We start from the raw sequence: 22,366 nt of genomic DNA on the forward strand, positions 1-22,366 counted from the left end.
CACCGAATCGGGACGACATTCATTCGCGATTCACAAAGAGCCCCGACCTTCACAGAGAAGGCCGGGGCTCTTTGCCGTTATCGGGCCGGGATCCGATGACGCCTGATGATCCTGCTGAACCTCAGCGGATGACCTCGATTGCAGACACCTTCGGCTGGTTCACCGTCGCCGAGAAGTCGATGTCGAGAACCCCGCCGGTCACCGTGACGGTGTTGGTGGTGACATAGGCGGCCATCGAGCCGACCCTGGCGTTCAGGTCGAGACCGGTGATCTCTGCGGTACCTCCTTCGAAGTTCGCGTTGAACACCCGCTTGCCGTTACCCCCTGCTCCACCGCCCGTTGCACCCCAGTAGAGCTCGGCGAAGTGCAGCTTGACCGTGTAGGTGCCGTCGGGTACGGGGATGTCGTATCCGAAGGTTCCCAGGTCGGTCGTTGCGCTGCGCTCGCTGAGGTAGATGGCGTCATCGGTCGTGCCGGAGATCTGAGTCACCGACGCGTTCGAGTACGTCTTGCCACCGACGAAGAACTGGTCGGCGAGCCAGCTGGTGCCGTTCGTCGTCACCGCCCCGCCACCCGCATTGATCCGGATCGCCTGGCTGCCCGTCGACGAGATGTCGATCCCGGTGCTGGAGTTCGGCGCCGAGACGTTGCCTGAGGCATCGATCGCGAGCACCCGGTAGTACACCGTGTTGGCGAACGGCAGGGCCGCGTCGCGGAAGCTCGTGGTGGTGATCGATGCTGCACCGCTCACGTTCGTCCATGGTCCAGCAGCAGCGGTGGCACGCTCGATCCGGTATCCGGCCAGATCCGACGCCGTACTGGCGTTCCAGGTCAGGTTGACCCCGGTGCCCTGGACGACTCCGGTCAGACCGGCCGCTGGGGTTGGCACCACCGTGTCTGACGATGCAACGGGCAGGACGTTCGAGATGAGATAGACGTTGTCCTGGAAGTCACAGTTCGTCGGGGAGATCCCACACTGGCTCGGCGAGCTGATGTAGTCGTGACCCACGATCCACGAACCGGGCACGATCTTGCCGTCCGCATCGCGTACCGGCCAGGTCTTGACGGCGCGGTAGTTGTTGTTGTTCGTGCTCTGGCCGGCAACGACGATCCCGAATGTGGTTGTGGCACCCGGGTTCGTGCTGAGTTGGGTCGGACCGTTCAACGCGTTGTTGAGCGGAAGGACACCCTGGCCATACGTGGCGTTGTGAGTGGCCGATGTGCCGTTGACATTCACGGTTTCGGTCGCTGTGCAGCACCCGTGGAATGCCGCGAGCTGGCGCACCTGAACCGGCTTGCCTGCGTCCAGCCTCTTCCACAGGTTGGACCTGACCTCTTCCCCGTTGAGCGGAGCACCGGGGTTCTCGGATCCGTTACCCAGGCCTCCGTCGGTGAGGGGGCCCACATTCGTCGTCCAGCCGAACAGATCGATGATCTGAGGGAGGGTGAGCTCACTGTTGCCTTCCGGTTGCGTCATGTACCCGCCACGGAGCTGCACGACGGTGTTGCCCTTGGCCGGGTCGCTCGATGCGATGTTCACCGTTGCGGTGCGCACTCCCCTGCTTCCGGTTGTCGAGATGAACTTCGCCGTGATCGGCACACTGGCACCTGGAGCGATGAGCAGCGGCAGAACAGGCGGGTTCACGAGTTCGAACTGCGTCGGGCTGGCACCGCCGAGCGTGATGCTGGAGATGCGCAGGTCCTTCGTGCCCGTGTTGGTGAGGTTCACCGTTCCCGATTCGGTCGTGGCGTGGGTTGTCTTTCCGGCATTGATCCTGTGCAGGACGAGTGTGTCCTCACGGAAACCGGGGATGACGTCGGTTGTCGCGCCGCCCACCCTGGTCGCCTGCTGGTTGCGCAGGGTCAGAGTGCCGCCGATGTTGAGGATTTCGAACTGCACCTCGCGCACCGTCTTGCGACCCTCGCTGTCCGTGGCGGTCACGGTCAGTACGTAGTTGCCGACGGCATCCAGGACGATCGGAGCAGTGTATGCCGTCACGGCGCCACCGTTCACGGTGTAGACGAGCGACTCAAGCGCTTCGCCGTTGCCTGCAGCCGCCTGAACGGTCACGTTGGCGGTTCCGCCTGTCCAGGTGGCACCGACATCCGCGCCGTTCACCTTGATCCCCACCGTCGGTGCGGCCAGTGCCGCTCCCTGGATGGTGACCCAGTTGAACTTCGTGTTGGTGCCGGTCGGGTTGAGCGTGAGCTTTCCGTCTGCGACGATGACCGTCGCGGTTCCTGTGGCGAACGGTGTGCCGTTCGTCGGGGTGAACCCGCTGATCAGGGCGGACCCTTCAGCTGATACGCCGTGCACAGAGTCGATGAACCCTGAGTCACCGACGGAAACGGAAACCGTGTACGTACCGTTGGCGACGGCGTACTCCCACACACCGTCGGACGTACCAGCGGTCGACGTGGCCTGCGTGAGGATCAGCGTCTGGCGCGTGACGTCTCCCGCCGGGTACGTGATTCCCGAGGTCGCCGTGGTGCGGTGGCGCGTGTTGGCCGACCGGTCGGCCGGCTGACCGTTCACGAGCCAGCCGTAGCCGGGCGTAGCCGCGAAGGCCGCGCCGGTGTCGGCGAGCCAGCCACTTGGAACCGTCGTGCTTGCCGGCTGGAAGTTGATCTTGGTCTGCGGCTGGGCAGGTTCGTCCAGCCCGTCTCCCTTGATCGACACCCAGTTGATCTTCGTGTTGGTTCCGGAGTTCGCGATCGAGATCTTGCCGTCCGTGACTGTCACATCACGCACACCGGTCTGGAATGGAGTGGTCTCGGTCGGCAGGAAGTTCGCGATGATCGGCTGGCCCTCGACGGTGACGCCGTGGGTCGAGTCGATGTAGTTGGCATCGCCGACGGAAACAGCTACTTCATATGAACCGTTCGGCACCTTGTACTCCCAGATGCCGTCCGTATAGGTGGGCTGCGACTCGTTGTCGAGGAATGCGAAGCTCCTCAACAGTGGGTCAGTGGGGAACGAGATGCCCGACATGGGCGCCGTCCGGGTGCGAGTCGCGACCGTGCGGTCGACGGGCTGCCCGTTGGCGGCGTTCAGCCACCCGAAGCCACGAGCCTCGGAGTATGCCGAGCCGGTCTCCGCGGTCCATCCAGCGGGGGTGGAGGCTGCGGTGGGCTGGAAGGCCACCTTCACCTGTGCACCATCCGTCGGATCGTCCCCGCCGGTGTCCTCGACAGGAACGACATCGATGTAGCTGATCTTCGTGTTCCGCCCGCCGATGGCGTCAACGGTCAGCGCGCCGTCCGTTACGGAGACGGTCTTCGTCGCGGTGGTGTGACGGGTCGCGGCGCCGGCGGCGCCGGTCGGCGTGAACAGGTTGATGAGTGACGTGTTCTCCAGGTTGATCTGGTGGATCTCCTGGTCGGACGTCTGCGGTGCAGGGTCGCCGACTCCAACTGTCACCGTGTACTCGCCGTTCGGGAGCGCGAGCTCCCAGAACGCGCGGGCCACAGTTCCGTTGAATGTGCCTGCGACGTCTGCGGACTGCATGTGCATGAAGCTGTCGAGCCGCGTGTCCGGCTGACTGGTTGCACGGTCCCGACCGTTGCCGGGAGTGGTTCCACCGACTGAGAGGTCGAGATCGGTTTCCGTGACCTGGTCCTTCCAGCCGTAGGTGAGTCCGCTGCCCTGGGCGACTCCGGTGCGGGGCGCGTACGCCTGCCCGTAGTCACGCAGGTATCCTGCCGCGAGGTCGCCGGCTGCCGTCGTGAAGTCCACTCGTACGGCTCCGTCGATCGACCCAGTGTCCGTGACCGGCTTGATGCCCTTCACGAGGAACATGTAGTCCTGGTAGTCGCCGTTGCTGGCGTCCTCGAACGCCACGATGTAGGAGTTGGGCATGAGCACACCCGACCGGTTCGTCGCCGGGTAGATGCGTGCGCGGTGCGCGATGCCGGTATTCAGCCGGTCCTCGGTGTAACCGAATCGCTGGAACACTCCGGAGTAGTAGTACAACCCGAAGGTTGCACTGCCGGGGTCGAAGCTCGTCGCGCTTCCCGACGTGACCGGGGGAAGAAGCGACTGGTAGCCCGCCGAGGAGATCGCACCGACTTCGCGCCGGTCGGCCTGAGCGCCGTCGCCCGTGTACCAGCCGAACGGGATGTTCTCCCGCGGAGCGTAGTGAGCGAGTGGCGTGATCGAGACCGTTCCGGTTCCGCTCTTCACGAAGAGCGGTTCGAGCACCTCGTCGCCCTTGGCGGTCGGCTGCACGCCTCCCTCGAGGTTCGTCCATCCGACGTCCAGGTTGTGTCCGAGCGTCCCGAGCACGTTGTTCAGGGTGGGCTCGTTGCTGCCTTCGATTCCGTTCATGGTGAGTCCGTAGACCCCGACCGTGACCGATGACGAACCGGCCGACAGCGTCAGCTGAGTGGACCGCTGGCCCACTGTCGTGCCTGGCTTGAACTGCAGCCCGACGGTGGTGCTGGCACCGGGTGCGAGGGATGCCCCGTTGCCGGCGACCACCGCGAACTCGGTTGCATTTGCCCCGCTGACCGTCGCAGACAATGTGACGGCTTCGGTGCTTCCGTTGGTGACGGTGATGTTCTTCGTTGCCGAGGTCGTGCTCTTGACGGCGGAGAAGATCATCTCGTCAGCGGATGTGCTGATCTTGGACGCCTGCTGGGTCGCCGGCACCCGCAGCAGGTACAGCTTCTGGCTGCTCCCGCTCCGGTCGTACTGGTTGACGTACAGGTTTCCGTTCCTGAGGTCCTCGACGACCTCGAGCGGGTCATTGAACCCTCCGACACCCTGCATGGTGGTGTTCGCCACGCCGGTGATCCCGACCTCGGTCTGCGCGCCCAGGATCTCGCCGGTGGCCTGATCGGGCTGCAGGAAGATCAGGTCGTTGTTGTTCGAGAAGCGGGTGATGACGAGTCGGCCCTTGAGCTGTCCGCCGAATGTCGCACTCTTGTATTCGATCGATCCGTTGGGCGACTTGTTGAACTCGAAGTCGTATGCGATCCCGCGGTAGTTGGGGTCCGCCTTCGTGCCCAGCGGGTACTTGGACCCGCCCTGTCCGGCTGACTTCGGCGGGTTCGCCGGGTCGTTGCCCTCGTTGAGCACGAACTCGCACCTGGTCGGGTTCGGGTGTCCGTAGTAGCCACCCTCGACCACGTCGAAGAGGAGGTCACGTTGCGTGGGCTGGTTGGCGATCGGCTGGACCGAACCACCGGTGTAGCCGCGGCGAACACACTGGGACGTCACGTCTGTGCCGTCGACCGTCGAGAATCCGGGGATGCCTGCCGCAGCCTCTCGGGTGAAGGTGCCGTTGGCGTTCGCCGTGACACCGGGAGTGTTCGCTCCGCCGGCTGTGCCGTTGGTCGCCACATACAGGTGTCCGTTCGAGTGCCACACGAGGTCGTATGCGTTGCGGATGCCTGAGGCGTAGATCTTCAGCGGTGCAGTCGGTGCGTACGGGTTGTATGTCCCCCCCTGCGCGGTCTTGACGCTCATCGCCCCACCGCCGGCCGCGGCTGCGGCAACCTGGCTGTTCGCGGGATCGAAGACGAGGGTCGCGGCCGTGAGCAGTTGCTCACCGCGCTGGCCCCACGAGTTGTCGAGATCGCCCGCTGCCTGGTTGGAGCCCTGCTGGAAGTAGATGCGTCCGTCCGGTCCGTATGCCATCGAGTTGGTGAGGTGGTCAGACAGTGACCGGGGCAGCTCGCTGAACACCTGGTTGCGGGTTGCGAGGTTCGGCCCTGTCAGCATGCTGATGCCGCTGACCCACTGGCCCTGCTCGTTGAAGTTCGCCGTCGTCGTGGTGACCCACAGCTTGAGGTTGCCTGCGGTCGCACTCTTGTCGAAGACCAGACCGATCATGGCCATTCCCTGGTAACCCAGGTCTTCCTTGTTCGACAGCGTTCCGTCGGCGTTCACCGTGAATCGATAGAGACCCTCACCGATCGACGCCGCATAGAGCTTGTTGTCCGGGCCGAAGGTGAATGAGGACCAGTACGTCCCTGCGCCGATCGGCAGTTCCACTTTCTCGAACGCGATGTTGGTGGCCGGGGTGAAGTCGGCATCCTCGACGATCTCGCCCGTACCCGTCGTGAACACGGAGGTGAATGGAACGAAGGGGGCGCCGAAGTTGTCGAGCACTCCGCTCGTCACAACGAACCGGTAGCGCGTGCTGGGCTTGAGCGGGGCGTTCGGTGCGAGAGAGATGACGTCGTTTCCGCCCGATGTTCCCACCGTCGTCGGCACCTGCGTTCCGCTCGGCAGCTCGAAGAGCTTGACGTTGTTCGGCAGGGAGAGGGGGTCCACTCCGACGCCGGCGTAAGGAATGCGGATCGTCGCGGAGACGCCTGCGTTCACATCGTGGCCGGTGGAGCGGTTCTCGGGGAGCACCGTGTCGACGTGGGGTTCACGTTCGATGCCCTTCACGTCGACGTACCCGAGCTTCGTGTTGGTGCCGCCCATGGCGTCCACGGTCAGTTTGCCGTCCCACACGCCCACGGTGGTGGTCACGGTCCTGAACTCGGCCGCTGCGGTGGCCGCGAATGTCTCGATTCCGACCGAACCCTCGATGTTGATGACGTGGTTCGAGTCGTAGACACCATCAGCGCCAGGTTCGTCGCCGACTGCCACGGTCACCTCATAGAGGCCCTGCGGCACGGCCAGCTCCCACTGGCCCTCATTCTTCACACCGTTGGTTCCGGTGCCACCGCTCACATCGCCGTACTGCATGTGAATGATCGAGTCGACGCGTTCTTCGACTCCGGCGCGGCCGCGATCGCGGCCGTTGCTGACCAGGCTCAGATCGTTGCCGTCCGCATCGATCCAGCCGTAGCTGAGTCCTGTGCCCTGGTTGGTGCTGGTGCGAGCGCTGTACGCCTGGCCCCAGTCGGCGACGTAACCTGCCGCGGGGACGCCGTTCGTGGCGGTGAAGTCCACCTTGACGTTGGTCGTGTTCGGCACGACCGGTACAGCGAAGACCTCATTTGATGCTTCGGATTCGTTGCCGGCCAGGTCGACCGCGACAACCGCGTAGAAGTACGTGGTTCCATTCGACACGGTCGTGTCTGTGTATGTCGCTCCCGTGATGGGAGCAGCACCGGAGACGATCTCACCCTCGTTGAGCACTGAGGGCTCGAGTCCCCGGTAGACCAGATAGCCGATCGCGTCGGTCGAGGTGGACGGAGTCCAGGTGAGCGTGACGATGTCGTCGCCGCCGGTTGCCGCGAGTGCAGTAGGCGCGACCGGCGCTTCGGTGTCCGGCTCTTCGGTGAAGAGTCCCATCGCCTCGTTGGAGACGACCGACGCGTTCCCTGCGGCGTCCACCGCGGTGACGACGTAGTAATACGTTGTGCCGGCGACGATCGCCGAGTCGACGTAGTTCGCCGCGGTCACGAGCGAGGTTCCGCTGAGCGGGGTACCGGTCGCGGTGACTCCGGGGGCAGTTCCGCGATAGACGCGGTAGCCGACGGTGTCACTGGAAGAGCTCGTCGCCCAGTCGAGGCGGATCGACTCATCGCCAGCAGTGGTGACCAGCTCGCTCGGGGCGTTCGGTGCCTCTGTGTCGACACCGGTCTTCTCGTAGCCGACGACGAGCTTCGCTCCGCCGTAGGCCTGGTAGTACTCGACGGCGACGACGTGCTCGCCCTCCGTCAGAGTCACGGAGCCGACGTGCTCCTCCGTGCCGGCCTGGCCGTACCACTCGTCGATGACGACAGCGCCGTCGACGAAGACGCGGACGCCGTCATCGCTGAAGACGGAGAACTCGTATGTTCCCGCCCCCTCGTTGAGGATCTTGGTGAACCGGGCGGAGTACTGGTCGGGTCCGACGCCGGCGGGAGCGGAGGTCTGNTCCGTGCCGGCCTGGCCGTACCACTCGTCGATGACGACAGCGCCGTCGACGAAGACGCGGACGCCGTCATCGCTGAAGACGGAGAACTCGTATGTTCCCGCCCCCTCGTTGAGGATCTTGGTGAACCGGGCGGAGTACTGGTCGGGTCCGACGCCGGCGGGAGCGGAGGTCTGGTTGATGTCAGACACGCAGTCCGTCTCGATCGCCGCACCAGCAAGGGCAGTGCCCGAGAAGTAGTTCACCGACCATTCAGAGGCCGTGCACCCGGTCGTGACCTTCTCGTAGTCCACGATGAGCTTCGCTCCGCCGTAACCCTGGAAGTACTCGACGACCACGACGTGCTCGCCCTCGGTCAGAGTGATCGAACCGACGTGCTCGTCCGTGCCTGCCTGGCCGTACCACTCGTCGATCACGAGAGCGCCATCGACAGTGACCCGGATGCCATCATCGCTCAGAGCGGAGAACCGGTAGGTACCCGCACCCTCGTCGATCACCTTCGTGAACCGGGCCGAGTACTGATCGGCACCGACACCCACAGGACCGTCGCCCGAGTTGAATGTCTGGTTGATCTCGGTCACACACTCGGTCGAGATCGCGGAACCTTCGAGATCGGTGCCGGCGAAGTAGTCCACCGACCACTCGGCCGTGATGCATTCCGTGACAGCTGGCGCATAGTCCACCTGCAGCTTTGCCCCGCCGTAGGCCTGGTAGTACTCGACGACCACGACGTGCTCGCCCTCGGTCAGAGTCACGGAGCCGACGTGGAGTTCTGTGCCGGCCTGGCCGTACCACTCGTCGATGACGACAGCGCCGTCGACGAAGACGCGGACGCCGTCATCGCTGAGCGCGGTGAAATCGTACGCTCCGGCACCCTCGATGGTCCGGGTGAACCGGGCGGAGTACTGGTCGGGTCCGACGCCGGCGGGAGCGGAGGTCTGGTCGATGTCGGACACGCAGTCCGTCTCGATCGCCGCGCCGTCAAGGGCAGTACCCGAGAAGTAGTTCACCGACCACTCAGAGTCGACGCATCCCGTGACGAGCTTCTCGTAGTCGACGATGAGCTTCGCTCCGCCGTAACCCTGGAAGTACTCGACGACCACGACGTGCTCGCCCTCGGTCAGAGTGATCGAACCGACGTGCTCGTCCGTGCCTGCCTGGCCGTACCACTCGTCGATCACGAGAGCGCCATCGACAGTGACCCGGATGCCGTCATCGCTCAGAGCGGAGAACCGGTAGGTACCCGCACCCTCGTCGATCACCTTCGTGAACCGGGCCGAGTACTGATCGGGACCCACACCAGCAGGCGCAGCGGTCTGGTCGATCTCGGTGACGCATTCTGTTGCGATCGCGGAACCTCCGAGCTCGGTGCCCGAGAAGTAGTCCACCGACCATTCCGTGCTCACGCACTCCCCGGGCACAATCGGCTCATCGGGGATCACAACCTGAACGGAGGGCGACGACGGCGCAGAGGTCAGCCCGTCTGCGCCGACGGCTACAACCACGTAGTAGTAGGTCTCACCGGCCAATGCCGTGAAGTCGGTGAACGTCGTCGTGGTGAGCAGGCTCGTGTTCACGGGAGACCCGTTGACCGCAACGGTCGCCGAGTCGCCGCGGAAGACGTTGTATCCTCCCGCAGCGGCCACGGCATCCCAGGAGATGACCGCGTGATCGCTGCTGTCGAGGGACCCGGCGACGTTCGTCGGGGTTGCTGGAGCAGTCGGTGCGTCAGGAACCGACACGCTCGCAGCCTGCGAGGCTGCCGAGTTCGTTTCGCCGAGTGCGATGACGACGTAGTGGTACGTGGTTCCCGCTTCGACAGTGTCGTCGGTGAAAGTGGTCTCAGTCAGCGGTTCAGCGTTCACCGGAGAGCCTGAGGTGTCGACGGCGGCCGACGGCCCGCGGAAGACGTTGTAGCCGGTGGCGCCGTCGACACCCTGCCAGCTGAGGTCGACGCCGTCGTCGTCGTTCAGCACTGCGGAAACGTCGGTCGGGGCGGGGAGGGCTGCTGCAGCGACGCGGAAGATCTCGACGTACGTGATCTTGCTGTTCGTGCCACCCTCTGCGTCGATGGAGAGCTTTCCGTCAGTCACCTCGACGGTCGCTACAGCCTCGTCGTACTCGCGAGCTGCCGTACCGGGGAACGGTGCGAGGAACTGGACCCCTTCGGCGCGCAGTGCGTGCGTGCTGTCGTAGTTGCCCGAGGCGGAGTCGCCGACCGCAGCAACGACGTTGTATGTGCCGTTGGGCAGTTCGTACTCCCAGACACCCTCTTCAGTCGTGATGCCTGTGGCGGGATTGGCGTTCGTCGTGTCGCCGTACTGCATGTGCACCAGTGACGCGAGACGAGGGTCGGTTGTGACACCGGTGTTGGTGCGCACCCGCGAGTTGAGCGAGAAGTCGAACGGGGCTCCGTTGTCGGCCGTGATCCAGCCGTACCCGCGGGTCGCGTCATAGGCGAGGCCGGAGTCCTTGATATAGCCGTTGACCGCCGGACCGGCGGCTGTCGAGAAGTTCACCTTCTCGACGAGCGTCCCCTGGGGCGAAGGCGAGGTCAGAGCGGCGGACTGCGCGGCCGCGGAGACGTTCCCGCTGGTGTCGACCGCGGTGACGGCGTAGTGGTACCCGACGCCGATGAAGGTGGAGGAGTCCGCGAACGTGGTGCTGGTGATGGGGCTGGATCCGGAGATCGGCGTTCCCGTGGTGCTCACAGGGGTGCTCGTCGACCGGTACACCCGGTAGCCGGCAACATCAGAGTCTGCTGATGCCGCCCAGCCCAGGTTGATTCCATTCGGTGTCGCCTGACCGATGAGGTTGGTAGGGGCGCCGGGAGCCGTGGTGTCCAGCTCGGACACGGCGAATGAGTCGAAGGAGTACACCAGAGGTGTCGCCACCGGCATGTTGCGCTTGGTGGTGAACACGCCACCGAACGAGTCGACTCCCGGCAGTGCCGTTCCGGTCAGGAGAGATCCGTTGAAGAAGTTGGCGGGAACGTCCAGCCCGGCCGCCAACGGGACCAGTGCACCTGTGCCGAGCCGGTAGCTGGCATTGGCCTTGCCCGTGACCGTGTTGATGTCGAGCTGGAGCGTGACTGCCGTGCCGTTCGGGATGGTCGCCGTGGTCGTGTCGACGTTCACCTGGTATGCGGCGGTGCTGGCCGATACCGCACCGACCTCGCGGGCGAGCTGGATCTGGCGAGTGTTCGCACCGACGGTGGTCCCGGGCGCCGCAAGGACGAACTTGACGAAGTTGTCGTCATTGGCGCCGAACCACAGGCCGGCCTGTGCCGAGTTGTACGCTCCCGTCGGGCTGGCGACGACGGTGCTGAGTCGCAGGATCTTGCCCTGGGCGCTCAGACCGACACCCATGGTGTTGTCCTGCTGGTTGCGCGTGCCACCGTTGCCCGCGGCGGGGTCGTTGTTGAGGTAGGCGATGCCCTTGGTAGCTGTGACGTTGAGCTTGCCGCCGCTCACCGAGAGATTCTCGGGTTGATACCACTGCGGATCAGCGGTGGACGGCTGGACCATCGTGAACCCGGTAGCGACGTCGCCACTGGCATTCAGGCCGCCCTCCGTACCGTCGAAGGTCAGCGCCTTCGTGTTGCCCGTCGCGGCGATCTCGCCCGGCTGCAACGGCGAGTATGGCGTCGACGCCCACTCAGCTGTGTTGGCGGGAACGTCGGCTATCGGAACAGCGAAGGCCGGTGTCGCACTCAGAAGCGTGAGCGTCAGCGCGGAAATCGCAATCGTGGCTCCGGAGCGGAGCCAACCGGAGGAGCGGGACTCGAGGGACGAACTGCGCAACGACATGGTTATCCTTCTCTGCCAAAGCACAGCGTCGCGAGGTAGCGCCCAGCGTGAGAGAAGGCTGGTGAAAACTCGGGTAGCGATGGTCGGGCATCTATTGCTGCCGCAGCCAGAGGGGCTGCAAGCGGTCTTCGGTGATGGATCAGATGGTGCCGGTGAATCGGGTGAGCCTCTCGCTTCGGGAAGCGACGGGCACGAGTCAGAAATTACCGAAGATTCCTCACGTTCCGCTATCGTGATCTTGTTTTCACCCCCGCACTGGGGGGTATATGTCTCGTCGGGAGCGAGAACGGCTTCGGAAAACGATTGCAGGGCGCCGACGGCCCTGCCCACGACGCACGTCGACGGTGAACATGCCGTCCATCGCATCGGCTCGGTCGCGGCGGAACGCTCCGCTCAGCGTTGGATCGCGTTGGGGTCGAGCGCGTTGCCCAGCGCCTTGATACGGGCTTCCCTGCGCACGAACGGCTGTTCCGCGAGGAGGGAGAAGCCGTAACTCGCCCCGACGATCAGGGGGACCCCGACAGCCCAGCCGAGGAGGAGCTGCATCGGCCGGTCGAGGTTGAACGGGTCCACCACCGTCTGCCAGAACACTTGAAGCAACTGAGCGTGGACAAGATACATGCTGTAGGAAAAGGCACCGATTCGGGCGAGTGGCGCCCACGAGAGGGTGCTGGCGACGCGGTCGGCCTTTCCTAGACCGATCGCGATCAACAGCGACACCACGCCCAGGCCCACCACGAGGTCGAGCCAGGGGAAATGTGAGATCGCCCATGCGAAATCGTGCGTGAGGCACAGAGCAACGACACTCGAGAGGGCAACTGCTGAGGTCACTCTCCACGGCACACGGCGTGCCCAGGCTGGCGCATGGGCGACGATGAGGCATCCGCCGGCGGCCAGGGCGAAGACCGCGTAGTACTCCGGGTGAATGCGACCGAACTTCTCACTCACCACTGCGAGCACCATGCCGACCAGCCCGATGCTGACGCCGACTCCGATCGCTACGGCCCAGGTGGACCGTGTCCGAATCACGAGGATTACCGGAACGAGGAAGTAAATATGCCACTCGACGGATATCGACCAGAACGTGTATGCGGCATCCTGAACGGGGACGATGTCCTGCAGGAGCAGGGCGTCGACCACCCACCCCTTCGGACTCGTCGGTACTGACTGGTCCCAATGGGTTCCCGTGGGAGAACCGATGAAAACAAGCACAAGCACGATCGTGACCAGCAGTGCGGCCCAGAACGGTGGGAGGATCCGCCACGCCCGGCGTTTGAGATATCCGACGAATCCACCGGGGAGGCGACCGGATCGATGGGCGAGCGCGATGAACAGGGAGTATCCAGCGAGGACGATGAACACCGTGACCCCGAAGTGACCGTAGACCATCCAACCAACCGCATATCCCAGGACGCCCGCGGGTTCGATGCCGTCTCGGATCGGGTACGCCATGCAGTACGTGTGGTGCACCAGCACGAACAGCGCCGCTGTCGCGCGTGCACCGTCCAGGTAGCTCACCCGACGTGCACCGGCGGGTGCAGGGGACGGCAACTGCGCATCGGCCGGATTCCGCTCAACCGCCTGACTCACAGACTCCTCCGTTCCCAGCGCCGGCTGACGCCTGACGATTCCAGGGAGCCCACAACGCCGGTGATGTACCGTGCACGCTGCTCCCAGTCGCCCACTCGCCTCACGGTTTCCAGATTCCTGTCCACAAGACCCTGATAGGCGTCGAGGTCATCGATGATCGATCTCAACTGCGTCGCGGCATCCCGCACGTCCGCTTCGATGACCGGGTTGTAGCCGAAGAGGTCGACGAGGTCTGCTGGGGCGTGACCCAGAATGAGACAGCCGGATGCCATGGACTCCAGGTAGCGGTGCGTGAACGTTTCCACATTCCCGGCAGCCGCAGGGTGGGTCAGGCTTCGTGGAAAACAGACGGAGATCGCCGACGAGGCTAACCCGTCGATGAGGTCGGCTCGGCTGTCGAAGACGACCTGTCCGCTCACGACTTCATACCGCGACTCGATCTGGTCGAGCAGGCCTGACCTGTGCACCGGGTCGTGCCAGGCATCCCACCTTCGGCCGAGCTCGAGCACCTGGATGGGACGCTCGGACAGTGGCGAACCGGGTCGATACAGAGAAACCGAGGTCGCCTCGGGCAGGTAGAGAAGCCTGCCTTCGAACCCTCGCTCCCGTAACAGGTCCCGTGCCGCCGTTGACGTGCAGAAAACGACGGGCACGCGAAAGTCGTGCAGAAGCTCGATCCACTCCGCAACGGAGTCCTCCCACACATCCCACGCCAGTACGACGGGGCGGCCACGAATCGCCGCGTCCGCGAGTTGGTGCCTGCGGGGGCCCATGAGCGGCACCACGATGGGGAGGAGCCCGCGGCCGGAGAGGTTCAGTCCCAGCCTGCTCACCACTTTTCCGTAGAGACCTCCCACCCCGACGCGATCACCGCCCTGAGCACTCAGCGCGTCGACAACAGCTTCAACGGGGTAGAACGACGGATGCGGCCACGCCCGGGGACCGGCCACCAGAAACTCGGTCATGCCGGGTCAGCGTGTTCGTGGCGGCCGATGGAAGCAAGCACTCTGATCGTGCCAGGCACGAGTTGGAACACGACGATGCCGCAGAGCAGGCTCAGCGCAACGCCCATCACGCCGAGCGGACCGGCCGTCAGCACTGACGCTGACAACACGAACACGCCCATGAGCACGGCGAGCAACGCCTGGAAGCGTAAGCCTGGCGCGTTGGTCAGGTACATTCCGGACGGAATGTACAGCGCCTGGACGAGCACGGTGGCCCCGAGTATCCAGAAGAGCCCTGGCGGGAACTGCACCGCATCGTTGACCGCGAGCCCTGAAAGCCACGGGCCGAACACGACCAGTCCCACGGCACCGACCAGGCCCACGAATGCGACCACTTTGAGTCCGGTCAGGTACTCGGCGGCGCCGCTCTCCGATCGAGCCCGCACACCGGCGAACTCGCCCCACAGCGACTGGCCGGCGACCTGGGCGATGGAGAATACCGGAAGGAATGCAACCATGGCGGCGGAATAGATGGCCACATCCTCGAGCGTGGCCTGCCAGCTGAGGACAAGCCTGCCCGTCTGAAAGCTCACCGGAAGCGAGAGGGACACGATCAGCATGGGCCAGGCGGTGGCCCACAGGACAACTCGCGTCGCGCGTCGTGGCGATGCCCGCGCGGCACGGCGAGCGGCACGTGCGACTCCGACTCGCGAAGCGACTGCTGTCGCCACCCAGGAGGAGACGAGGATGCCGGCGGTGGTCGCGACGAGAGCAGCGAAGATCGTCGACGCCCAGAGCGTTGCCGCGACGACGAGAAGCAGGGTGATCGGCGGCCCCAGCCCCTGGATCCATACCGACCAGCTGTTCTTGCGCATTCCGAACAACATCGAATGCCCGAGGGACCCCGGAATGGCAACGGCGAACAGCACCATGGCGCCCGCGATTCCCCAGTTCACGGTCACCGAGTCCGGGAGCCCTGTCAGCGCGGGCCACGCGCCGAGGGCCGCGATCCCGAGCACGGCGAGGAGCACGCTCGCGCTGACGAGAAGGAGCACGCGACGTGCCCTGGCGAGGGTCTCCCGGTACTCGTGTGGGTGAGCGGGCAATGCGCCCGCCGCATTGGCGACCGCGGCGCCCACCCCGAGATCGATGAACGGGAAGAGGAAGGGCAGGGCGGCAATCAGCGAGAAGACGGCGTAGCCGTCGACCCCGTAGGTATCCGTGACCAGACGGGCTGTGAGAATCGAGCACACACCGGTGAGCGGCAAGACCGCCACCCGCGCTCCTGCGGACGAGAGGATCGCCTGCGCGGCATTGCGTCCATTCGCCTTCCCCTCGACAGGCAGAGCCGCTGCCCCCGTCGACCCGTCGATCGTCACCGGTCAGCGCCTCCCTCTGCCGGCGAACGCCGCACCCCGCCTGCGAAGCTCACGGAAGCAGGCGATCGAGTACGCCGCCCCGAGATCGACGACCCTCGAGCCGAGAACCGGAACGCCGTTGTGCACACGCATGCGGTGCCACAGCCGTTCCCGAGTGAGGAAGCTGCTTTGCGAGTGGACGCCCCCGAGCAGAAAATCGGCCATGAACCGGACCCAGGTGACCGGTTCCGCGACGGCGGCAGCACGGATCGCAAGCTCCTGGTCGGCGGCGAAGCCGAATCGATCGTCGAAGCCGCCTACGCGCCGGACCAGGTCACGGCTGATGTAGGTGGCAGGCCACGGCGCGAACCGAAATCCGAGCTGCAGACGCCGACGGCGGAACGGTGACTGGAGGGATCCGGAAACCACCTCGCCATCCTCGGCCACGTACCGGACTGCGCCGTATCCCCACTCCCAGTTCCCGCGCGCCCATTCCCGCGATACGAACCCCAGGACCCCGGGGTCGGTGAAGCAATCGCCGGAGTTGAGGAACACCAAGAGCTCCCCCGTCGCCAGGGCGATGCCTTTGTTCATGGCGTCGAATATCCCCGCGTCCGCCTCAGAGACGAAGTGGGCGTCGGCGGCAGACGCGACATAGTCAGCCAGCAATTCGCGGGAACCATCGATGGATCCGCCATCGATGACCCAATGCTCACAATTGCTGCCCACCTGCGCCCGCACGCTCGACAGGGTCTTCTTCAGCCCCTCGAGGTCGTTGAGTGTCACCGTGATCACGGTGATCTTCGGCTGGGGCCTCGCGCTCATGTGTACTCCTCCAGCCGTTCGTGCCACGGATCGCGCCGTCGTTGGGCCTCACGAGGCAACCAGGCAATCACCGCGAGGGTGGCGGCGAGCGGCGCCAGGGCGAGCGGGCTAAACAGAAGATCCCACGCGGCGCCGATCATCAACACCGCGACAGCGGCCATAACCGGCGTGCTCAACCGGAGGGAGTCGAGAGACAGCATTGTCTTCACGATGAGAACGACGACTACCGCCACCAGTGTGAAACCGAGAATGCCGTAGGTCCCCCAGAAGGACCACAACACCGAGTGGAACGACACCTCTCCCGATCGGAAGTATCCGGAGACCGTTCCCGAGTCCTGCAAGGCGCTGTTCGAGAACGGCATCGCCCGAACTGCCGTCGACCAGTCCGTCGACGATGGGGACACCCCCAACCCGAGTCCGAACGGATGCCGCTCGGCGAGCGACCATGCAGCGGCCCACTCCGGTCGCGCGCCGAGCAGAAGGTTGCCTGTCACATTCGCCTGCTCCACGGTGCGTCGTTGCACCGCCTCGCCGAGGACCCCTTCGGTGGCCAGAAGGGACAGCAGCCAGGCGAAAGCAAGAACCCCGGCACCCAGTGCGATCCCCACGAGCACCCGTGAACGCCTGGGTCTTCCCGGCTTCTCTCGTGAGGTGCGCAGGACATAGATGACGACCGCTGCTGCGACCAGCACCTGGACCCAGGAGCGATACGAGAAGTACGTCGAGAGCAGCACCAGGATCGCGAGCGCGGTCACGTTGAACACGGGTCCGCCACGGCTGACCAGACTTAGCACGAGCACGCTCACGGGAAGGGCAAGGCCATACTTCCACGGGTTCTCCGCGAATCCCCCGCTCATGAAAGGTGTCGACACGATGAGTCCAGCGGCCCACAGAATGAGGAACCGGTTCAGTCCGAGGACGGTGAGCGCCCATTGCGCTGTCGCCGCTGCCAGCACGAGTCCCACCAGAACGGATGCCTGGTAGATCGCGGTTCCCTGGCTGAAGTATCTGCCGGGGTCCGCCTTCAGTCCCGGTTCGATCAGAAGGGCGCCACCGGCAAGCGCAAGGCCTGCCAGGATCGTCACCACGATTCCCCACCGCGACGACAGCCAGGGGCGAAGCGTGACGGGAAAGGCGATCAGAGCCAGAGCAACGCCGAACGAGATGTTCGCGGAGAACGGCGTGCGTAAGGCGAGGAGAAGCGTGACGGCGATGGCATAGACGAATGTCACGGTCGATGGCCTGCCGGCAACGCCGGAGACCGTGAGTCCGGGGGCTGGGGCGTTCCACGATCCGATGACGGCGCTCATCGGATCGCCGCCCTGGATACCGCTTCAGCCACCAGATCGCCGCCGGTCTCGCTCGAGAAGCGTCTCAACCACTCATCGATGACGGGGAAGGGAAGCGAACGGGCCTCCAACACTGCGAGCGCGTACGCGGGAACGGAATCCGTTGACGCGAGGACGGCGGTGATCCCCGGGATGCAGGCGTCTGCCACCCCGAGCGCCCGCGAGGAGACGACGGCGGGGATCGAGGCAGCGGCCGCCTCGACGAGCACATTGCCGAAACCCTCCACCTTGGACGGCATCAACAACACGGAGCGTGGCGCGACGCGGTCGTACCACCGATCTGCCCATCCATGGAAGGTGATCGGCACGCCCAACGACCGGGCCAGTGTTCGCATGTCGTCCTCGAGCGGGCCGGCCCCGAAGACATCGAGCGCGACAGGGACTGAATGGTCGCGAGCGAGAGTGGCCGCGACCTGCACGGCGGTCAGCGGTCTCTTCTCAGGCGAGAGCCGCCCGGCGAATACCAGCCGCAACGTCGCATCCGACTCAGCGACCGGAACCGGCAGTCGGCGCGTCCCGCTCGAATCCGACACGGGGTTGACGACCACCCACAGGCGGGAAGAGTCGAGCCCGTACAGCGCAGCCATCTCCGCGGCAACAGGGTGGGACACGGCGATCCACGACCCCGCTCGCCGGTAAAGCAGTTTGGCGAGAGCCAGCTGGAATCTGGTCGAGCGGCTTGCTGTCGCCCGCTGAGGTACATGCAGTGTGTGGTCGCTGATGGTCACGCTGGGCCGGATGGGCGCAGGAAGGGTGGCGGCGACGATCAGCGCGACGAGGTTCCAGTACGGCATCACTGACAGGACCGCATCGACAGGGGTGTCGCGGAGTGCTCGCCGCACTTGGGGTACTGAACCCACGAAACTGCGCAGTCGACTGCTCACATCCGCGACCTCGAGGTTGGCCGTGGCCAGGTCGTCTTCCGACGGGTTGGTGAGCAGAACGCGCACGCGGTATCCCCTCGCCTGCAGGGCGGACGCCCACCTCGAGGCCACGTGCTCCGCGCCGCCGCCAGAGAGACTGGGTGCCAGAATCGCCACAGTTTCCGGCCCTGGAGCCTTCACGGCAGGTCCTCGCGCGCCAGACGAATGCTCCGCCGTTCGTGCAAGAGGATCGACCGGCAGACGACAGCCAGAAATGCGGGCCCTTTCACGAGATATCGCGTCCCCAGCCGCTTCGGCTCCTGTGCAAGCCGCCACAACCATTCCGCTCCGAGGCGTCGAAGGACGGAGGGTGCTCTACGCGCCGTTCCTGCGGCGAAATCAACTGCGGCGCCTGCACCGATGTACACGCCCGGCGGAAGCATCGAGCGCCAGTGCGTGAACCACATCTCCTGTTTCGGTGCCCCGAGGCACAGGAAGACGATGTCCGCGGAAATATTGCACAGTTCGTCCACGACCTCTTTGGATCTCGGGTCGTCCACGACAGAGAGGTAGGGGAAGGGTACGCTCACCACCTTCGCGCCCGGGTGCGCCTCCTGCAGTCGCGCGACGGCCAGGCCGCTTACACCCGCGCTACCTCCGGCGATCGCCACCGTCCACCCCTCACGTTCCGACTCGCTCACGAGGAAGGGCAATAGGTCGGCGCCGGTGTGCCGATGCACCCCGGTTGCGCCGAGGAGCCGCGCAAGCATCGTCAGCGGAGCCCCGTCGATGAGCCGTAGCCCTGCGTCCCGATACGCCCCGCGGAATTTCGGATCCCTGTCGAGATCGATTGTCTGATCGACGTTCGGTGTGACGACAAGCACCGGCTGAGCCATGTTCCGCATCACCCGGATGCGCTCCAGCAGCACCGCAGGCGATCGCCAGAACAGCGGCTCTCCTGCCAGGGTCAGGCTGCCGTCCGCATGCACACGCAACCTGGTGAGCGTGGTGGCGGAGTCCGTCCTCAGCTTGAAGTCAGTCATCACTCGGCCAATCGGCGTAGATCTGACCGACGACAGCCGGGGCACTCAGCGATGTGACGGTGTCCCGAACGGCAGACCTGCTGATCGCCCCGGAGGATGCGACACGATCTGCGATCTCTCTCGGATCGCGGCCGGTCACGTAGCCGGTGCTCTCGTTCACCACGAGCCCTCCGGTGTCAGAGCCCTGTGTCACGACCGGCACGAGTCCGGCAACCATCGCCTCGACCAGGACACAGGGGAAGCCCTCGTATCCGGGATGCGACGTCATGAGGAACACACCGCTTCGCGCCAGCGTCTCTGCGACTTCAGCCGGTTCGACCCGGCCACGGACCTGCACCCGGTTCCGGAGCTCGGCCGGCATCTGCTCGACACGCTCACGCAGGGCGGCCAGGCGCGTTCCGGATCCCAGCATCTCGAGCGACCAATCCCGTTCGGGATGCGCAGCGCTGAGCTTTTCGAACACATCGATCGCCAGGGCAGGGTCCTTCGGAGCTTCCAGCCGGCCGACCCAGACGATCCTGTCCGCGTCCCGGTCGCGACGACCCGCGACGACCAGGTCGGGGTCGAACCAGGTCGGCGAGAATCGAGTCCGCGGATTCCAGCTGCGAATCGTCTCCGCGTAAGCCTCGTTGAAGACGGTGACGGTTTTCGCCTTGTGCACGACGCTCTTCTCGAGTCGTCCGTGTGCGTCATGGAACAGCCGCCACAGGGAGTCGGACGTGTCGCCGGTGAGGCCGTTCCTCTGGGTGTGGACGAAATAGCCCTGAGGTACTCGCACAAGGAAACGCAGCGCAAGGGCGACATCCATTCGGTGCGCCTCGACCATCCGTCGTTCAGGAAGCCGGGTTCGGTACCGGAGAAGTCCAGCCATCAGCCGGATCGAATGCGGGACCTTCCTCGAGAGATCTGCGGGATCCAGACGTACGACCGGAAGGAACCACACGGAACGGTCGCCGAACTGGTGTCGCTCCCACCGGCCCAGGCGGCGAGTCGATGGGCCCGCCCCGGTGTCCACGCCCACGATCGCCAGCCTCAGGCCCTCAGGGGAATACCGGCAGATGCCGCGCAGGATGGTGTCGATCCCCCCTGGGGATGGGCGTGCAGGGTCGAACTGATGGACGATGATCCGCTCCACCGCGTCGGGTCCGGACGGGCGTCCAGGTGCCCGTGCCGTGGGATCGGCTGAGACCGTCATTTTCGGAGCTTCACGCGCTTGACGGTTGTGGTGTCCGGCTCGTACCCGTACGTGCCGTAGCCCAGTTCGTATCCGGCATTCGACCCCTTGGTCGGCAGCATCGTCAGAACGATCCCCGACACCGGCGCACCGACGTTCGCCAGGGCGGCCAGGGCGCCCCTGAGCTGGTTCTTGTGGGTTCGACCAGCCGCGACGACCATGATCGTGCCGCCGACCTTCTTGGCGAGAATGGCCGCGTCGGTGACCGGCAACAGCGGCGGCGAATCGAAGAGAACCACGTCGAAGCTCTCGTTGAGCTCGGCGATGAGCTGCGACATCCGTGTCGAACCCAACAGTTCGCTGGGGTTCGGCGGTACGTGGCCGGCGGGAAGAACGAAGAGCCCTGCCATTCCCCACGGCTGCATGACGTCCCGCAGCTCCGCTCGCCCGATCAGCACATCGGTGAGCCCGATGGCACCTTCCAGGCCCATGTAGTCGGCGACCGTCGGCCTGCGGAGGTCGGCATCGACCAGGAGCACTCGAAATCCGGCATCGGCGAGGGCAATGGCGAGGTTGGCGCCGGTCGTACTTTTTCCTTCGCTCTGGATGGAGGAGGTGATGACGAAGCTGCGTTCTGCCCGCGCCACTTCCAGAAACGACAGATTCGTCCGCAACGTGCGGAACGACTCGGCACGGCGACTCTGCGGGTCAGCGTGCACGGTAAGAGGGTTGTCCCTGGCGTTCGGGTCGAATCCGATGCCGCCGAGCACGGCGACATCGGTGACCTGCTTGAGATCGTTTTCGTTTCGGATGCGCGTTTCGAGCGTCTCACGCAGAATGGCGATCAGGATCCCGATGATCAACCCGGCGGCAGCACCCAGGGCGAGGTAGAGCGGGATGTTCGGACTCGCTGGCCTCAGCGGCACCGTTGCTTCCTGGGCACGCGTCAGCTTCACCGGCGAAATGGCCTCATCCAGCGCCGGAGTTTCGACGTCCTGGACCACCGCCGCAAGGTTCTGTGATGCGGAGTTCGCGATGGCCGCAGCACGTTCAGCGTCCGTGTCGTTCACGGTGATGGCAATGATCGACGTGTCCAGAGGCGCAGAAGCCACGATCCGCGTCGCCAGGAGTTCCGGCGACATGTCCAGGTCGAGCTGACGTATCACCGGCAGCAGGACGAGGGGTGTGGACACGAGGTCGGAATAGGTTCTCACCCTCTGCACGCTGAACGCGTTGCCCTGTACGAGGTCGGAAACCGTGCCGGCGGATTGCGTCGAAACGAAGACCTTCGCGGTCGCGCTGTACGACGGGGTCTGGACCAACGTGACGGCGGTCGCCGCGCCCACGCCAAGGAGGAGCGAGGCGACGACGATCCACCAGCCTTTGCGCAATACGCGGAAATAATCGCGAAGATCCAAGACTCGGCCAATCTCCCGCGCACTTATCGGGGTGGTGCGCGAGGTATCAGTCATGGTGCCATAGTTGGTTCCGCCACGCTGCTGTTGCGAGAAAAAGCCCCTCCCCCAACCCGGGGGGTATTGCCAGAACGCGCCTCCCCGACGACGGAGCTGATCCGCGACTACATTGGGCG

10 protein-coding genes are annotated in these 22,366 nt (G+C 65.0%); all 10 read right to left on the bottom strand.

Going from position 1 to position 22,366, the window contains the following annotated elements:
• Positions 1–121 precede the first annotated feature (121 nt).
• The 10 genes from AC1M2K_RS03825 to AC1M2K_RS03870 are packed head-to-tail and all read right to left on the bottom strand — an operon-like array spanning position 122 to position 22,193.
• Positions 122–11,995 carry a PA14 domain-containing protein gene (locus AC1M2K_RS03825; protein ID WP_480239902.1) on the bottom strand — a complete coding sequence of 3,958 codons (11,874 nt, stop codon included), beginning with the start codon at positions 11,993–11,995 and terminating at the stop codon, positions 122–124.
• Between the two features lie 27 nt (positions 11,996–12,022).
• Entirely contained in the window at positions 12,023–13,219 is a 1,197-nt protein-coding gene (locus tag AC1M2K_RS03830) for an acyltransferase family protein (RefSeq protein ID WP_480239903.1), read from the bottom strand.
• Complete coding sequence (locus AC1M2K_RS03835) at positions 13,216–14,184, bottom strand: CgeB family protein (protein WP_480239904.1); 969 nt, start codon at positions 14,182–14,184, stop codon at positions 13,216–13,218. The genes AC1M2K_RS03830 and AC1M2K_RS03835 overlap by 4 nt, the downstream gene beginning before the upstream one ends.
• A complete protein-coding gene (locus AC1M2K_RS03840; RefSeq protein ID WP_480239905.1) occupies positions 14,181–15,542 on the bottom strand; it encodes a lipopolysaccharide biosynthesis protein in 1,362 nt (453 codons plus the stop codon). Before AC1M2K_RS03840 ends, AC1M2K_RS03835 begins: the two co-directional genes overlap by 4 nt.
• Before the next feature lie 3 nt (positions 15,543–15,545).
• Positions 15,546–16,346, bottom strand: a complete 801-nt coding sequence (locus AC1M2K_RS03845) for a glycosyltransferase family 2 protein (RefSeq protein ID WP_480239906.1) — start codon at positions 16,344–16,346, stop codon at positions 15,546–15,548.
• Entirely contained in the window at positions 16,343–17,656 is a 1,314-nt protein-coding gene (locus tag AC1M2K_RS03850; RefSeq protein ID WP_480239907.1) for a hypothetical protein, read from the bottom strand. The genes AC1M2K_RS03845 and AC1M2K_RS03850 overlap by 4 nt, the downstream gene beginning before the upstream one ends.
• Positions 17,653–18,759 (bottom strand): glycosyltransferase, encoded by a 1,107-nt coding sequence (locus AC1M2K_RS03855; RefSeq protein WP_480239908.1) that lies wholly within the window; start codon positions 18,757–18,759, stop codon positions 17,653–17,655. The genes AC1M2K_RS03850 and AC1M2K_RS03855 overlap by 4 nt, the downstream gene beginning before the upstream one ends.
• Complete coding sequence (locus tag AC1M2K_RS03860) at positions 18,756–19,601, bottom strand: WecB/TagA/CpsF family glycosyltransferase (RefSeq protein WP_480238096.1); 846 nt, start codon at positions 19,599–19,601, stop codon at positions 18,756–18,758. The genes AC1M2K_RS03855 and AC1M2K_RS03860 overlap by 4 nt, the downstream gene beginning before the upstream one ends.
• Entirely contained in the window at positions 19,594–20,796 is a 1,203-nt protein-coding gene (locus tag AC1M2K_RS03865) for a glycosyltransferase (RefSeq protein WP_480239909.1), read from the bottom strand. The genes AC1M2K_RS03860 and AC1M2K_RS03865 overlap by 8 nt, the downstream gene beginning before the upstream one ends.
• The gene (locus AC1M2K_RS03870; RefSeq protein ID WP_480238098.1) at positions 20,793–22,193 is read right to left on the bottom strand and encodes a tyrosine-protein kinase domain-containing protein; all 1,401 of its coding nucleotides are present in this window, start codon (positions 22,191–22,193) and stop codon (positions 20,793–20,795) included. Before AC1M2K_RS03870 ends, AC1M2K_RS03865 begins: the two co-directional genes overlap by 4 nt.
• Between the last annotated feature and the right edge of the window lie 173 nt (positions 22,194–22,366).

The sequence above is a fragment of the Mycetocola sp. Y171 genome, from assembly GCF_056713165.1.

Bases quoted from the DNA above. Each gene is read 5' to 3' on its own strand.
- AC1M2K_RS03850 (WP_480239907.1), bottom strand. From the start codon at position 17,656: ATGAGCGCCGTCATCGGATCGTGGAACGCCCCAGCCCCCGGACTCACG.
- AC1M2K_RS03845 (WP_480239906.1), bottom strand. From the start codon at position 16,346: ATGAGCGCGAGGCCCCAGCCGAAGATCACCGTGATCACGGTGACACTC.
- AC1M2K_RS03835 (WP_480239904.1), bottom strand. From the start codon at position 14,184: ATGACCGAGTTTCTGGTGGCCGGTCCCCGGGCGTGGCCGCATCCGTCG.
- AC1M2K_RS03865 (WP_480239909.1), bottom strand. From the start codon at position 20,796: ATGACGGTCTCAGCCGATCCCACGGCACGGGCACCTGGACGCCCGTCC.
- AC1M2K_RS03860 (WP_480238096.1), bottom strand. From the start codon at position 19,601: ATGACTGACTTCAAGCTGAGGACGGACTCCGCCACCACGCTCACCAGG.